Here is a 15650-nt window from a genome sequence, read left to right on the forward strand (position 1 = left end):
TCTCAGTAATGTAAGGGTTTTCCTTAAGACCGTGCCTTGACGGTGTGGTGGGCGCGTTCCTATAGTGTGCGCAAGTGGCAGAAAGTGGCATGAAGTGGGTTTTTTCAGCGCAAAAAGTTAGTATTTGGAGAATGCGCCTGTGTTTCGTGGTGCCAACGCAATCAATCTCGATGCAAAAGGCCGTCTCGCTATGCCGAGTCGGTATCGTGACGAGTTGGATTCGCGTAGCGCCGGCCAACTGATTGTGACCATTGATGCTGTTGACCCTTGTTTGTGCCTCTATCCGCTTTCCGAGTGGGAGTTGATCGAAGCAAAGCTGCGAGACCTCGCAACGTTTCGCGAGGAAAACCGGCGTCTTCAAAGGCTTTTGATCGGTAACGCTGTCGATCTGGAACTTGATGGCAGTGGGCGTTTTCTAGTGCCGCCGCGTCTGCGCGACTATGCCAAGTTGGATAAGCGCGTGATGTTAGTTGGCCAGCTCAATAAGTTTCAATTGTGGGACGAGGACGCCTGGAACGCAGTTGCTGATGCGGATCTGGCGGCCATTCAAAAACCTGGCGCGATGCCTGATGAATTACGTGACCTGATCCTGTGACTATTACTAGCGGCTTTACACACATCACCGTACTGCTCGAAGAAGCCGTCGAGGCTCTCGCGGTGCGCGCCGATGGCTGCTATCTGGATGGCACCTTCGGGCGTGGCGGGCACAGCCGCCTTATATTGCAGAAGCTGGGGCCTGCTGGCACATTGCTGGGGTTTGATAAAGACCCTCAAGCAATTGCCACCGGGCAATCGCTAGCGGCCGAAGACGGCCGCTTTGTTATTGTGCAGCGCAGCTTTGCCGAGCTGGGTGCCGAGGCTCAAAGCCGCGGGCTGGAAGGTAAAGTCAGCGGTGTGCTGCTGGATCTTGGCGTGTCTTCCCCGCAGCTGGACGATCCCGAGCGCGGCTTCAGTTTCATGAATGACGGTCCGCTGGACATGCGCATGGACCCGACTCGCGGTGTCAGTGCCGCCGAGTTCATCGCCACCGCTCCCGTGGAAGAAATCGCCCGGGTTTTCAAGGAATATGGCGAAGAGCGTTTTGCCAAGCGCATGGCGGCTGCCGTGGTCGCGCGCCGTGAGGTCCAGCCTTTTGAACGCACCGCCGATCTGGCCGAAGTGCTCAAGGTCGCCAATCCTGCCTGGGAAAAGGGCAAGAATCCGGCGACGCGCGCCTTTCAGGGTTTGCGTATCCACGTGAACAATGAGCTGGGCGACCTGGAGGCCGGTCTCGAAGCCGCTCTGGATGTACTGGAAGTCGGTGGTCGTCTGGTGGTGATCAGCTTCCACTCTCTGGAAGACCGCATCGTCAAGCTGTTCATGCGCAAGCTCGCCAAAGGCGAAGCCGACAACATGCCCCGGGATCTGCCCATCCAGTTCAAGGCATTCGATCCGAAGATCAAGATCCACGGCAAGGCGCAGTTCGCGTCCGACACCGAGACCAAGGCCAATCCACGCTCGCGCAGCGCCGTCATGCGTGTCGCGGAGAAGCTCAAGTGAGCCGGCGGTTCCTCAAGCCACTGCCCGGCGGCAGCTTCATCATGCTGCTGCTGTTCATTGCTGTCCTGGTTTCGGCGATTGGCGTGTCTTACAGCGCTCACTGGAACCGCCAGTTGCTCAACTCCCTTTATGCCGAACTCAGCGTGCGGGACAAGGCGCAAGCCGAGTGGGGCCGTCTGATTCTTGAGCAAAGCACGTGGACAGCCCATAGCCGCATCGAAGCCCTCGCCACAGAACAGCTGCACATGCGCATCCCGAGCGCTGCCGAAGTGCGAATGGTGGCCCCATGATGAAGCTTGAGGGGGCAATGTACCCGTGGCGCTTTCGCGTGGTCGTAGGTCTGCTCGTTTTGCTCGTGCTCGTCATTAGCTGGCGCATCGTCGACCTGCAAGTCGTGGATCATACGTTTCTTAAAGAGCAGGGCGACGCCCGCAGTGTTCGGCATATCCCGATTCCTGCGCACCGTGGCTTGATCACCGACCGTAATGGCGAACCTTTGGCCGTCAGCACACCCGTTACGACGCTGTGGGCCAACCCCAAGGAAATGCAGCAGGACAAAGCCAAATGGCCCGCTCTGGCAGCGGCTCTGGGTCAAGACCTCAAGTCACTGACCGAACGCCTGAATTCCCAGGCCTCCAAGGAATTCATTTACCTGGTCCGTGGTCTGACCCCGGAGCAAGGGCAGCAAGTCCTGGACCTTAAAGTGCCGGGTGTCTACGGCATTGAAGAATTCCGTCGTTTCTATCCGGCCGGCGATGTAACGGCCCATATGGTCGGTTTCACCGACCTGGACGACCATGGTCGTGAAGGGGTCGAACTGGCCTATGACGACTGGCTTGCGGGCGTGCCCGGCAAACGTCAGGTCATCAAGGATCGCCGCGGACGACTTATCAAGGATGTCCAGGTCACCAAAAATGCCAAGGCCGGGAAGACCTTGGCCTTGTCCATTGATCTGCGCCTGCAATATCTGGCCACCCGCGAACTGCGCAATGCCATTGTCGAGAACGAAGCCAAGGCCGGCAGTCTGGTGATCATGGACGTCAAGACAGGCGAAGTACTGGCCATGGTCAATTCGCCGACGTACAACCCGAACAACCGTCGCACCATGGTGCCTGCCGCCATGCGCAACCGGGCGATCATTGACGTGTTCGAGCCCGGCTCGACCATGAAGCCGATTTCCATGACTGCCGCGCTCGACAGCGGTCGCTGGAAACCCACCGACAAGGTTGAGGTTTACCCCGGCACCTTGCAGATCGGCAAGTACACCATTCGCGACGTTACCAAGACCGAAGGACCGATACTGGATCTGACCGGCATTCTGATCAACTCCAGTAACGTGGGGATGAGCAAGGTGGCTTTCGATGTGGGCGGCGAAGCGATTTTTCGTGCCATGCAGCGCGTGGGTCTCGGGCAATACACCGGTCTGGGCTTTCCGGGCGAGCGCGTAGGCAACCTGCCTAACTATCGCGAATGGCGCAAAGCCGAGACGGCGACCCTGTCTTACGGCTACGGGTTGTCAGTGACCGCGCTGCAACTGGTTCACGCCTACGCCGCGCTGGCCAACAACGGTCGTATCGTGCCGCTGACGATTCTCAAAAGCGACGCGGCGCCGACATCGGTTCAGGCGATTCCCGAGGCGACCGCCAAAACGCTGCAAGGCATGCTGCAACAGGTGATCGAGGACCCGCGTGGCGTTTATCGCGCCCGCGTGCCGTCCTATCACGTTGCCGGCAAGAGCGGCACGGCTCGTAAGACTTCGGCGGGCATCAAAGGCTATGCCGAAAATTCCTACCGCTCGTTGTTCGCCGGTTTCGGACCGATGAGCAATCCGCGCTACGCCATCGTCGTGGTCATCGACGAGCCGAGCAAGGGCGGTTATTACGGCGGTCTGGTGTCCGCGCCGGTCTTCAGCAAAGTCATGTCCGGCACGTTGCGCCTGATGAATGTCACGCCTGATAACCTCGCCCCAACGCCGCCAGAACAAGTCACTGCAACACCTGTCGTTAAAGGAGGGCGTGGTTGATGTCTTCCAGCCTGAACAAGATTTTCGCTCACGCAGACCGCGATCTGATGATTCGCGAGTTGACCCTGGACAGCCGCAATGTTCGCGGCGGCGATCTGTTTCTTGCGGTGCCGGGTGGCAAGTTCGACGGTCGCGATCACATTGCCGATGCATTGAAGCGCGGCGCGGCGGCGGTGGCGTATGAAGTTGAAGGCGCTACGGTTTTGCCGATCACCGATGTTCCGCTGATCCCGGTCAAGGGCCTGGCTGCGCAACTGTCGGACATCGCCGGTCGCTTTTACGGCGATCCAAGCCGCAGCCTGAACCTTGTCGGCGTCACCGGCACGAATGGCAAGACCAGCGTTACCCAACTGGTTGCCCAGGCGCTGGATCTGCTGGGGCAGCACTGCGGCATCGTGGGCACGCTGGGCACCGGTTTCTATGGCGCGCTGCAAAGCGGGCGGCACACCACGCCGGACCCGATTTCGGTGCAGGCGACGCTCACGGACTTGAAGAAAGCGGGCGCACGTGCCGTGGCCATGGAAGTTTCTTCCCACGGCCTGGATCAGGGGCGGGCGACGGCGCTGGCCTTTGATGTCGCCGTGCTGACCAACCTGTCGCGTGATCACCTGGATTATCACGGCACCATGCAAGCCTACGGCGAGGCCAAGGCCAAGCTGTTTGCCTGGTCCGATCTGCGTTGCCGGGTGCTGAATCTGGACGATGATTTCGGCCGTACGCTGGCTGCACAAAAGCATGAGTCGCGACTGATTACCTACAGCCTCGAAGATTCCAGCGCTTACCTGTATTGCCGGGAAGCGCTTTTCAACGATGGCGGCGTGCGCGCCACGCTGGTGACGCCGCAAGGCGAACACCTGTTGCGCAGCAGCCTCTTGGGCCGCTTCAACCTGAGCAACGTACTGGCTGCGGTGGGTGCGTTGCTGGGGCTGGATTACGCGCTGGACGAAATTCTCAAGGTGCTGCCAAAGCTCGAAGGTCCGGTTGGACGCATGCAGCGTCTGGGCGGCGGTGCCAAGCCTTTGGTGGTTGTGGATTACGCCCATACGCCTGACGCACTGGAAAAAGTCCTCACCGCGTTGCGGCCACATGCCAAGGGTCGCTTGATGTGCCTGTTTGGTTGCGGCGGTGATCGTGATCGTGGCAAGCGTCCGTTGATGGCCGAGGTTGTGGAACGTCTGGCCGACAGCGTGCTGGTCACCGACGACAACCCGCGCAGTGAAGTCCCTGCACGCATTTTCGACGACATTCGTGCGGGTTTCACCCACGCTGAAAACGTGCGTTTCCTTGAGGGCCGTGGTCCGGCCATCCGTGAGCTCATCGCCAGTGCCGAAGCCGACGATGTCATCGTGCTGGCGGGTAAAGGTCACGAGGACTATCAGGAAATCCACGGGCAGCGCCTCGCGTTCTCCGATCTGGAAGAAGCCACCCGTGCATTGGCTGCCTGGGAGGTCGCACATGCTTAAGCCGCTTTCTTTCAGCGAACTGGTCGTAGCCCTGGACGCCCGTCTGGTGGGCGCTGATTGCACGTTTGACGGCGTCAGCATCGACAGTCGCGCCATTGCGCCGGGGCAGCTGTTTGTCGCGCTGACCGGTCCGCGCTTCGATGGGCACGATTATCTGGATCAGGTTGCCGCCAAAGGGGCGGTAGGTGCGCTGGTTGATCATGAAGTTGCCGGCTCCACGTTGCCGCAACTGGTCGTCAACGATACGCGCAAAGCGCTGGCGCAACTGGGCGCCATCACCCGTAACGCGTTTGTCGACAAGCCCGTGGCGGCCATCACCGGTTCCAGTGGCAAGACGACGGTCAAGGAAATGCTTGCCAGTATCCTGCGCACCCGTGGGCCGGTATTGGCGACACGCGGCAACCTGAACAATGAACTGGGTGTGCCGTTGACGCTGCTGGAACTGGCTCCGCACTACGCGGCGGCGGTGATCGAGCTGGGTGCGTCCCGTGTCGGTGAAATTGCCTTCACTGTCAGCCTGACCAAACCGCACGTTGCGCTGATTACCAACGCTGGAACCGCCCATGTGGGCGAGTTCGGCGGGCCTGACAAAATTGTCGAAGCCAAGGGCGAGATTCTCGAAGGGCTCGATAGCTTCGGCATCGCCGTGCTCAACAAGGAAGACAAAGCGTTCCCCATCTGGACCGCCCGTGCCGGTCATCGTCAGGTGATCAGCTTTGCTGTCGCGGATTCGACGGCTGACTTCCATGCCCAAGACCTCAAGCTGGATGCGCGTGGCTGCCCGGGGTTCACCCTGCAAAGCCCGGCGGGTTCAGCGCGGGTGCAACTCAATCTGCTGGGTGTGCACAACGTAGGCAACGCACTGGCGGCGGCTGCGGCGGCGCATGCACTGGGCGTCACCCTGGATGGCATCGTTGTCGGCCTGAACACTGTGCAGCCGGTCAAGGGCCGCACTGTTTCGCAGATTGCGCCCAACGGCGTTCGGGTCATTGATGACACCTATAACGCCAACCCTACCTCGGTGAACGCCGCTGTCGATATCCTCACGGGCTTTACCGGTCGTACCGTGCTTGTGCTGGGCGATATCGGTGAGCTGGGCGACTGGGCCGAGCAGGGTCATCGCGATGTCGGCGCTTACGCCGCAGGCAAAGTGTCGGCGCTTTATGCCGTTGGTCCGCTGATGGTTCACGCCGTCAACGCGTTCGGCGAGCATGCGCGCCATTTTGCCAATCAGACCGACCTGATCGCTGCGCTGGGCGCCGAGCAGGACACTCAAACCACTATCTTGATCAAGGGTTCGCGCAGCGCTGCGATGGAAAACGTCGTCGCGGCACTGTGCGGTTCCAGCCTGGAGAAACATTAATGCTGCTGCTGCTGGCCGAGTTTCTGCAACAGTTTCACAAAGGCTTCGCGGTCTTCCAATACCTGACCCTGCGCGGGATTCTCGGCGTGCTCACGGCATTGTCGCTTTCGCTCTGCCTGGGCCCCTGGATGATCCGTACGTTGCAGCTTCGGCAGATCGGTCAATCCGTGCGCAATGACGGCCCGCAATCGCACCTTTCCAAATCGGGCACGCCGACCATGGGCGGGGCGCTGATTCTGTCGTCCATTGCCATCAGTACGCTGCTTTGGGCGGACCTGACCAACCGTTACGTCTGGGTCGTGCTGATCGTTACGCTGTTGTTCGGTGGCATCGGCTGGATCGACGATTACCGCAAGGTCATTGAAAAGAACTCCAAAGGCTTGCCCAGCCGCTGGAAATACTTCTGGCAGTCGGTGTTCGGCTTGTGCGCGGCCATCTTCCTTTATATGACCGCGCCGTCGGCGGTCGAAACCACGCTGATCATCCCGATGTTCAAGGATGCCAGCATCGCCTTGGGCATTGGCTTCGTGGTCCTGACGTATTTCGTCATCGTCGGCTCCAGCAATGCCGTCAATCTCACCGATGGCCTGGACGGGCTGGCGATTCTGCCGACAGTACTGGTGGGCGGCGCGCTGGGCATCTTCTGCTACCTGTCCGGTAACGTGAAATTTGCCGATTACCTGCTGATTCCTTACGTACCGGGTGCCGGCGAGCTGATCGTGTTCTGCGGCGCATTGATAGGCGCAGGTCTAGGGTTCCTGTGGTTCAACACCTATCCGGCTCAGGTTTTCATGGGCGACGTGGGTGCCCTGGCACTGGGCGCGGCGCTGGGCACCATTGCGGTGATCGTCCGTCAGGAGATCGTGCTGTTCATCATGGGCGGCGTGTTCGTGATGGAAACCCTTTCAGTCGTTATTCAGGTTGCGTCCTTTAAGTTGACCGGTCGTCGCGTCTTCCGCATGGCGCCGATCCATCACCACTTTGAACTCAAGGGCTGGCCCGAGCCGCGTGTGATCGTCCGTTTCTGGATTATCACCGTGATTCTCGTGTTGATCGGCCTTGCCACACTGAAACTGAGGTAGAACGAGTGTCTTTAATCGCTTCCGACCACTTCCGCATTATTGTCGGCCTCGGCAAGAGCGGCATGTCCCTGGTTCGCTTCCTCGCGAACCGGGGCGTGCCGTTTGCCGTGGCTGACACGCGGGAGAATCCGCCGGAACTGGCGACCTTGCGTCGGGACTATCCTCAGGTCGACGTGCGCTGTGGCGAACTGGACGTCGAATTTCTCTGCCGCGCCACAGAGCTCTACGTGAGCCCGGGCCTGGCTTTGGCGACCCCGGCGTTGCAACAGGCTGCCGCCCGTGGCGTGAAGCTGTCGGGTGACATCGAGTTGTTCGCACGTCACGCCAAGGCTCCGATCATCGCCATCACCGGTTCCAACGCGAAAAGCACCGTGACCACCCTGGTGGGCGAAATGGCCGAGGCGGCAGGCAAGCGCGTTGCCGTCGGTGGCAATCTCGGTACTCCGGCTCTGGATCTGCTGCGCGACGACGTCGAGTTGTACGTGCTTGAGCTGTCGAGCTTTCAGCTGGAAACCACTGATCAGCTCGGCGCCGAAGTCGCGACTGTATTGAATATCAGCGAAGACCATATGGACCGCTACAGCGGCCTGCCGGCTTATCACCTGGCCAAACACCGGGTTTTCCGTGGTGCTCGGCAAGTGGTGGTCAACCGCCAGGACGTGTTGACCCGTCCGCTGATCGGTGAGGGCCTGCCGTGCTGGACCTTCGGCCTTAACACGCCTGACTTCCATGGCTTCGGTCTGCGCGAAGAGAACGGCGAGAAATACCTCGCGTTCCAGTTCGACACCCTGATGCCGGTACGTGAACTGAAAATCCGTGGTGCCCATAACCAGTCCAACGCCCTGGCGGCGCTGGCGCTGGGGCATGCCGTCGGCTTGCCCATGGACGCGATGCTTGCCAGCCTGCGCACTTTTGGTGGCCTGGAACATCGCTGCCAATGGGTACGCGAGCGTGAAGACGTCAATTATTACGACGACTCCAAGGCAACCAATGTGGGGGCCGCGCTGGCTGCAATCGAAGGGCTGGGCGCGGACATCAGCGGCAAGCTGGTGTTGATCGCCGGTGGCGATGGCAAAGGCGCCGATTTCAGCGGGCTTGCTGCACCGATAGCGGCCCACTGCCGCGCGGTCGTGTTGCTGGGGCGTGATGCAGAGCTGATCGCTCAGGTGCTGGGCGATAGCGTGCCGTTGATTCGTGTCCAGTCGCTGGATGAAGCCGTAGCGCGCAGTGCAGAAGCCGCGCAGCCCGGCGATGCCGTGTTGCTGTCGCCAGCGTGCGCCAGTTTCGACATGTTCAAGAATTACGAAGAGCGCGGTCAGCTGTTCGCGCAAGCCGTGAGGAACTTGTCATGATCTTTGGCGTAATCAAACCGTACCCATCGCCACTGATCAGTGGCCGTGGCATCGACGTGGACTTCCCCATGCTGGCCGGTTGCCTGGCATTGCTGGGCCTTGGGCTGGTCATGATCACGTCCGCGTCGTCGGAAGTGGCCGCCGTGCAGTCCGGCAACACGCTCTACATGATGACCCGCCACTTGATCTACATGATCATCGGCCTGGGTGCCTGCGGCGTAACGATGATGATCCCGGTGGCGACCTGGCAGCGTCTTGGCTGGTTGATGCTCCTCGGTGCCTTCGGCTTGCTGGTCATGGTGTTGATTCCCGGTGTCGGGCGCGAGGTCAACGGTTCGATGCGCTGGATCGGCTTCGGTGCGTTCAACGTGCAGCCGTCGGAAATTGCCAAACTGTTCGTGGTGATTTTCCTGGCGGGCTATCTGATTCGTCGCCAGACCGAAGTTCGCGAAAGCTGGATGGGCTTCTTCAAACCCTTCATCGTGTTGCTGCCCATGGCTGGCTTGCTGCTGATGGAGCCCGACTTCGGTGCCACCGTCGTGATGATGGGCGCTGCGGCCGCAATGCTCTTCCTGGGCGGGGTCGGTCTGTTCCGGTTCAGCCTGATGGTGGCATTGGCGGTAGGGGCGGTGTTCGTTCTGGTTCAGGCTCAGCCGTATCGAATGGCGCGTCTGATTACATTTACCGACCCATGGTCCGATCAATTCGGCTCCGGTTATCAGCTGACTCAGGCGCTTATCGCCTTTGGTCGTGGCGAGTGGTTTGGCGTAGGTCTGGGCAACAGCGTGCAGAAGCAGTTCTACCTGCCGGAAGCCCACACTGACTTCGTTTTCTCGGTACTGGCTGAAGAGCTGGGCGTGGTCGGCTCGCTGCTGACCGTTGGCCTGTTTCTGTTTGTCAGCATCCGGGCGATGTACATCGGCATGTGGGCTGAGCGTGCCAAGCAATTCTTTGGCGCCTATGTGGCCTATGGCTTGGCGTTCCTGTGGATCGGTCAGATTCTGATCAATATCGGCGTGAACGTCGGGCTTTTGCCCACCAAGGGTTTGACCTTGCCGTTCCTCAGCTATGGCGGCAGCTCGCTGGTGATCTGCTGTGCGAGCCTGGGATTGTTGCTGCGTATCGAATGGGAATCGCGCAACAACATGGGCAGCGAAGAGGCCGAGTTCGACGAAAGCGACTTCGCCGAGGAGCCGCCTCATGGACGCTAATGTGCTGATCATGGCGGGCGGAACCGGCGGGCACGTGTTCCCTGCGCTGGCCTGTGCCCGTGAGTTTCAGGCCCGTGGCTATAAAGTGCACTGGCTCGGTACGCCCCGTGGCATCGAGAACGAACTGGTTCCGCAGGCGGGGTTCACCCTGCACCTGATCAACGTGACCGGTCTGCGCGGCAAGGGCCGTTTGTCCTTGCTCAAGGCCCCTTTGATGCTGGTCAAGGCATTGCTGCAGGCGCGCAGGATCGTGCGCGAGCTCAAGCCAGTTTGCGCGGTGGGTTTCGGTGGCTACGTCACCGGTCCTGGCGGTCTGGCGGCAGCGTTGGCGAAGGTACCTTTGATTGTCCACGAGCAGAACGCCGTGGCCGGTACCGCCAATCGCAGTCTGGCGTCGTTCGCCAGTCGCTTGTGCGAAGCCTTCCCCAATACCTTCGCGGCCAGCAGCAAGCGCCGCACCACCGGCAATCCGGTGCGTGTCGAGCTGTTTCTGGAGACCCCGCGCCAGGCATTGGCCGGGCGTCGTGCGCGGTTGTTGATTCTGGGCGGCAGCCTGGGCGCCGAACCGCTGAACAAACTGTTGCCCGAGGCGCTGGCGCTGGTGCCCGCAGAGGTGCGGCCCGAGGTGTTTCATCAGGCCGGCAAGCAGCACGATGAAATCACCGCAGAGCGCTATCGCGCTGCCGGTGTGGAGGCGCAAGTGGCGCCTTTTATCCAGGACATGGCTCAAGCGTATAGCTGGGCCGACCTGGTGGTCTGTCGCGCAGGCGCGCTGACCATCAGTGAATTGGCGGCAGCCGGACTGCCGTCACTGTTGGTGCCGTTGCCCCATGCGATCGACGACCACCAGTCCCGCAATGCCGACTATCTGGCCCTCGAAGGCGCTGCTTTCGTGATGCCACAAGCGACAACTGGCGCAGCCGAGATGGCGGCGCGCCTGAAAGAGGTTTTGATGCAACCCGAACAACTGAACAACATGGCTCGCACCGCTCGCCGACTGGCCAAGCCTGACGCCACCAACACCGTTGTCGATATCTGCCTGGAGGTGGCTCATGGTTGAGAATAAACGCGCGATGCCACAGCCGGAAATGCGCCGTATTCGTCGCATCCACTTCGTCGGGATCGGCGGGGTAGGCATGTGCGGGATCGCTGAAGTGTTGTTGAACCTGGGCTACGAAGTTTCCGGTTCCGACCTTAAGTCATCCCCTGTTACCGAGCGCCTTGAGTCCTTCGGTGCCCAGATCTTTATCGGTCACCGTGCCGAAAACACCGTGGGCGCTGACGTGCTGGTGGTGTCCAGTGCGGTCAATACCTCAAATCCGGAAGTGGCGACGGCTCTTGAGCGCCGCATTCCCGTGGTGCCCCGCGCCGAGATGCTGGCTGAGCTGATGCGCTATCGCCACGGCATCGCAGTTGCAGGCACCCACGGCAAAACCACCACCACCAGTCTGATTGCCTCGGTGTTCGCCGCGGGCGGTCTGGACCCGACATTTGTCATTGGTGGCCGGTTGAATGCCGCAGGTACCAACGCTCAGTTGGGCACCAGCCGTTACCTGATTGCCGAAGCCGACGAAAGCGACGCCAGCTTTCTGCACCTTCAGCCTCTGGTCGCGGTCGTGACCAATATCGACGCCGATCATATGGCGACCTACGAAGGCGACTTCAACAAACTGAAGAAAACCTTCGTCGAGTTCCTGCACAACCTGCCGTTCTACGGTCTGGCAGTGGTGTGCATCGACGATCCGGTGGTGCGCGAAATCCTGCCGCTGGTGAAACGTCCGACCCTGACTTACGGATTCAGCGAAACCGCTGACGTGCGCGCCATCAATGTGCGCCAGGACGGCATGCTGACGTTCTTCACCGTGCTGCGTCGCGATCATGAGCCGCTGGATGTTTCGGTCAACATGCCGGGCAATCACAACGTGCTCAATTCGCTGGCGACCATTGCCATTGCGACCGACGAAGGCGTCAGCGACGAGGCCATCGTCCAGGGCCTTTCCGGATTCCAGGGCGTGGGTCGCCGCTTTCAGGTGTATGGCGAGCTTCCGGTGGAAGGCGGCAACGTCATGCTGGTCGACGACTACGGTCATCACCCCCGTGAAGTTGCCGCTGTGATCAACGCGGTACGCGGCGGCTGGCCCGATCGCCGTCTGGTCATGGTTTACCAGCCCCACCGCTTCAGCCGTACCCGTGACCTGTACGACGATTTCGTCCAGGTGCTGACCGAAGCCAATGTGTTGCTGTTGATGGAAGTCTATCCCGCTGGCGAAGAGCCTATTCCGGGAGCGGACAGCCGCAACCTGTGCCACAGCATTCGTCAGCGTGGCCAGATGGACCCGATCTATATCGAACGCGGCGTTGAGCTTGCGCCGCTGGTCAAGCCGCTGCTGCGTCCGGGCGACATTCTGCTGTGTCAGGGTGCCGGCGACATCGGTGGCCTTGCGCCGCAACTGTTGAGAAGCCCGCTGTTCGCGGGCGCTGTCATCGCGTCAACTGAAGGAAAGCTGAAATGACGGCGCTGACGCAATCACTGCTCTGCACGCTGGAGCCGAAAACCTTCGGCCGCGTTGCCGTGCTGTTCGGTGGCAAAAGCGCTGAGCGTGAGGTTTCGCTGAAGTCCGGTCAGGCGGTGCTGCACGCACTGCAAAGCGCGGGCGTCGATGCGTTCGGTATCGATGTCGGCGACGATTTCCTGCAGCGTCTGGTCAGCGAGAAGATCGATCGCGCCTTTATCGTGCTGCACGGTCGGGGCGGTGAAGACGGGACCATGCAGGGGCTGCTGGAGTGCCTGGAAATCCCCTACACCGGCAGCGGCGTACTGGCTTCCGCGCTGGCCATGGACAAGTTGCGCACCAAGCAGGTCTGGCAGAGCCTGGGCCTGCCAACGCCACTGCACAGAGTGCTGGCCAGCGAAGCGGATTGTATTTCGGCGGTCACGGAACTGGGCTTGCCTTTAATCGTCAAACCGGCTCATGAAGGTTCCAGTATCGGTATGGCCAAGGTGACCGGCGCCGACGAATTGATCGCCGCCTGGAAATCCGCCAGTACCTACGATTCGCACGTTTTGGTTGAACAATGGATTCAAGGTCCCGAGTTCACCATCGCTTCTCTGCGTGGCCAGGTATTGCCTCCGATTGGCCTGGGCACTCCTCACAGTTTTTACGACTACGACGCCAAGTACCTGGCGGACGATACCCAGTATCGGATCCCGTGCGGCCTCGAAGAAAGCAAGGAACAGGAACTCAAGCAATTGACCGAACGGGCTTGCGAAGCCGTGGGCATTGCCGGTTGGGCGCGCACGGATGTCATGCAGGACATGAACGGCAAGTTCTGGCTGCTGGAAGTGAACACGGTGCCGGGCATGACCGATCACAGTCTGGTGCCGATGGCTGCACGAGCCGCTGGTCTGGACTTCCAGCAACTGGTGTTGGCGATTCTGGCCGACAGCGTCCAGGCGCGGGGTTAAGTCATGAACGCGACGGCACGTCATCAGCCTCCAGCACCCGGCCGCAAGCCGGTGCCGCGGGGTGCCAGTCGCATGGTGGCCAAAGAACCGCTGTCGGCGCGTCTGCCGAAAGCGAACTTCGGGTTTTTCAAGCGGTTGTTCTGGCCGGTGATGCTGGTGGTTCTGGGGTTTGGCACCTATGAGGGCGCGCAACGTCTGTTGCCGTATGCCGACCGCCCGATCACCAGGATCAACGTACAGGGTGACCTGAGCTACATCAGCCAGCAGGCCGTGCAGCAGCGGATAGCCCCCTTTGTGGCGGCCAGCTTCTTCACCATCGATCTGGCGGGCATGCGAACCGAACTGGAGCAAATGCCCTGGATCGCTCATGCGGAAGTGCGTCGGGTATGGCCGGATCAAGTGGTGATCCGTCTTGAAGAACAACTGCCGGTGGCGCGCTGGGGCGATGAAGCCTTGCTCAATAACCAGGGGCAAGCGTTTACCCCGCGTGAACTGGCCAATTACGAACACCTGCCGCAGTTGTTTGGCCCCCAGCGGGCTCAGCAGCAGGTGATGCAGCAGTATCAGATTTTGAGTCAGATGTTGCGCCCAATGGGGTTCTCCATCGCTCGGCTGGAATTACGTGAACGTGGCAGCTGGTTTTTGACCACGGGCGCGGGCAGTGCCGGTCCAGGCATCGAGTTGTTGCTGGGACGCGATCACTTAGTGGAAAAAATGCGCCGTTTTATCGCCATTTACGACAAAACGCTTAAAGACCAGATCACGAATATTGCGCGCATCGACCTGCGTTACTCCAACGGCCTTGCCGTCGGGTGGCGTGAGCCGGTAGCGCCTACGACGGACAAACCCGCCGTCGCGAAGAATTGACAAGAGGCAGGACCATGGCAAACGTGCAAAGCGGCAAAATGATCGTCGGCTTGGATATCGGCACCTCCAAGGTAGTGGCGCTGGTAGGTGAAGTCGCGGCCGATGGCACGGTGGAAATCGTCGGTATCGGTACCCATCCTTCCCGCGGCCTGAAAAAAGGCGTGGTGGTGAATATCGAGTCCACCGTTCAGTCGATCCAGCGTGCAGTGGAAGAGGCTCAGCTGATGGCGGGCTGCCGTATCCACTCGGCATTCGTCGGCGTGGCCGGCAGCCATATTCGCAGCCTGAACTCCCACGGCATCGTGGCAATCCGCGATCGTGAAGTCAGCTCGGCGGACCTGGAGCGTGTACTCGATGCCGCTCAGGCGGTGGCAATCCCGGCCGACCAGCGCGTGCTGCACACCTTGCCCCAGGACTACGTGATTGATAACCAGGAGGGTGTTCGTGAACCTCTGGGCATGTCGGGCGTGCGTCTGGAGGCCAAGGTTCACGTGGTGACCTGCGCGGTGAACGCTGCCCAGAACATCGAGAAATGCGTGCGTCGCTGCGGCCTGGAAATCGACGACATCATTCTGGAACAACTCGCTTCGGCGTACTCGGTACTGACCGATGACGAAAAAGAGCTGGGTGTGTGCCTGGTGGATATCGGCGGTGGTACTTCCGATGTCGCCATCTTTACCGAAGGCGCAATTCGCCACACCGCCGTGATCCCGATTGCCGGCGATCAGGTGACCAACGATATCGCCATGGCGCTGCGTACACCGACGCAATACGCCGAAGAAATCAAGATTCGCTATGCCTGCGCTCTGGCCAAACTGGCCGGCGCCGGTGAGACCATCAAAGTGCCAAGCGTGGGCGATCGTCCACCGCGCGAATTGTCGCGTCAGGCCCTGGCTGAAGTGGTCGAACCCCGCTACGACGAGCTGTTCACCCTGATTCAGGCTGAACTGCGCCGCAGCGGCTACGAAGATTTGATCCCGGCCGGCATCGTGCTGACCGGTGGTACTTCGAAAATGGAAGGTGCGGTCGAACTGGCCGAAGAGATCTTCCACATGCCGGTCCGCCTTGGCGTACCGCATAGCGTCAAAGGGCTCGCCGATGTTGTGCGAAATCCCATTTATTCCACTGGTGTCGGGTTGTTGCTGTACGGGCTGCAAAAGCAGTCTGACGGTATTTCGCTTTCCGGCATCGGCAGTAGCAGTAATGGTTATGGGGATGAGCCTAAAGCTCCGGTGCTTGAACGTATCAAGCGCTGGGTCCAAGGCAATTTCTAGGTTTCAAAAA

Annotated in this window: 14 protein-coding genes; all 14 read left to right on the plus strand. The window is 60.4% G+C overall.

What is annotated here, in order from left to right; genetic code table 11:
• Nucleotides 1-139: 139 nt before the first annotated feature.
• Genes mraZ through ftsA form a run of 14 tightly spaced genes read left to right on the plus strand, consistent with a single transcriptional unit; the run spans nt 140 to nt 15640 of the window.
• Nucleotides 140-595 carry a division/cell wall cluster transcriptional repressor MraZ gene (gene mraZ / locus ACP7B0_RS06445; protein ID WP_426140222.1) on the plus strand — a complete coding sequence of 152 codons (456 nt, stop codon included), beginning with the start codon at nt 140-142 and terminating at the stop codon, nt 593-595.
• Nucleotides 592-1539 (plus strand): 16S rRNA (cytosine(1402)-N(4))-methyltransferase RsmH, encoded by a 948-nt coding sequence (rsmH, locus tag ACP7B0_RS06450; protein WP_426140223.1) that lies wholly within the window; start codon nt 592-594, stop codon nt 1537-1539. The genes mraZ and rsmH overlap by 4 nt, the downstream gene beginning before the upstream one ends.
• Nucleotides 1536-1829, plus strand: a complete 294-nt coding sequence (gene ftsL / locus ACP7B0_RS06455; RefSeq protein ID WP_426140225.1) for a cell division protein FtsL — start codon at nt 1536-1538, stop codon at nt 1827-1829. The genes rsmH and ftsL overlap by 4 nt, the downstream gene beginning before the upstream one ends.
• Nucleotides 1826-3562, plus strand: a complete 1737-nt coding sequence (locus tag ACP7B0_RS06460) for a peptidoglycan D,D-transpeptidase FtsI family protein (RefSeq protein WP_426140226.1) — start codon at nt 1826-1828, stop codon at nt 3560-3562. Before ftsL ends, ACP7B0_RS06460 begins: the two co-directional genes overlap by 4 nt.
• The gene (locus ACP7B0_RS06465) at nt 3562-5025 is read left to right on the plus strand and encodes a UDP-N-acetylmuramoyl-L-alanyl-D-glutamate--2,6-diaminopimelate ligase (protein ID WP_426140227.1); all 1464 of its coding nucleotides are present in this window, start codon (nt 3562-3564) and stop codon (nt 5023-5025) included. The genes ACP7B0_RS06460 and ACP7B0_RS06465 overlap by 1 nt, the downstream gene beginning before the upstream one ends.
• Entirely contained in the window at nt 5018-6388 is a 1371-nt protein-coding gene (locus tag ACP7B0_RS06470; RefSeq protein WP_426140228.1) for a UDP-N-acetylmuramoyl-tripeptide--D-alanyl-D-alanine ligase, read from the plus strand. The genes ACP7B0_RS06465 and ACP7B0_RS06470 overlap by 8 nt, the downstream gene beginning before the upstream one ends.
• Complete coding sequence (gene mraY, locus ACP7B0_RS06475; RefSeq protein ID WP_426140229.1) at nt 6388-7470, plus strand: phospho-N-acetylmuramoyl-pentapeptide-transferase; 1083 nt, start codon at nt 6388-6390, stop codon at nt 7468-7470. The genes ACP7B0_RS06470 and mraY overlap by 1 nt, the downstream gene beginning before the upstream one ends.
• A 5-nt stretch (nt 7471-7475) precedes the next feature.
• Nucleotides 7476-8822 (plus strand): UDP-N-acetylmuramoyl-L-alanine--D-glutamate ligase, encoded by a 1347-nt coding sequence (gene murD, locus ACP7B0_RS06480; RefSeq protein ID WP_426140230.1) that lies wholly within the window; start codon nt 7476-7478, stop codon nt 8820-8822.
• A complete protein-coding gene (gene ftsW / locus ACP7B0_RS06485; RefSeq protein ID WP_426140231.1) occupies nt 8819-10033 on the plus strand; it encodes a putative lipid II flippase FtsW in 1215 nt (404 codons plus the stop codon). The genes murD and ftsW overlap by 4 nt, the downstream gene beginning before the upstream one ends.
• A complete protein-coding gene (gene murG, locus ACP7B0_RS06490; RefSeq protein WP_426140233.1) occupies nt 10023-11093 on the plus strand; it encodes an undecaprenyldiphospho-muramoylpentapeptide beta-N-acetylglucosaminyltransferase in 1071 nt (356 codons plus the stop codon). Before ftsW ends, murG begins: the two co-directional genes overlap by 11 nt.
• Nucleotides 11086-12546 carry a UDP-N-acetylmuramate--L-alanine ligase gene (murC, locus tag ACP7B0_RS06495; protein ID WP_426140234.1) on the plus strand — a complete coding sequence of 487 codons (1461 nt, stop codon included), beginning with the start codon at nt 11086-11088 and terminating at the stop codon, nt 12544-12546. The genes murG and murC overlap by 8 nt, the downstream gene beginning before the upstream one ends.
• Nucleotides 12543-13499: a D-alanine--D-alanine ligase gene (locus ACP7B0_RS06500; RefSeq protein WP_426140236.1), complete on the plus strand. Its 957-nt coding sequence runs from the start codon at nt 12543-12545 to the stop codon at nt 13497-13499. The genes murC and ACP7B0_RS06500 overlap by 4 nt, the downstream gene beginning before the upstream one ends.
• 3 nt (nt 13500-13502) lie before the next feature.
• Nucleotides 13503-14366, plus strand: coding sequence for a cell division protein FtsQ/DivIB (locus ACP7B0_RS06505; RefSeq protein WP_426140237.1), 864 nt, complete (start codon nt 13503-13505; stop codon nt 14364-14366).
• 14 nt (nt 14367-14380) lie between these two features.
• Nucleotides 14381-15640 carry a cell division protein FtsA gene (gene ftsA, locus ACP7B0_RS06510; RefSeq protein WP_426140238.1) on the plus strand — a complete coding sequence of 420 codons (1260 nt, stop codon included), beginning with the start codon at nt 14381-14383 and terminating at the stop codon, nt 15638-15640.
• Nucleotides 15641-15650: the final 10 nt, after the last annotated feature.

Source organism: Pseudomonas sp. DWP3-1-2, assembly GCF_049896285.1.
Classification (GTDB): Bacteria; Pseudomonadota; Gammaproteobacteria; order Pseudomonadales; family Pseudomonadaceae; genus Aquipseudomonas.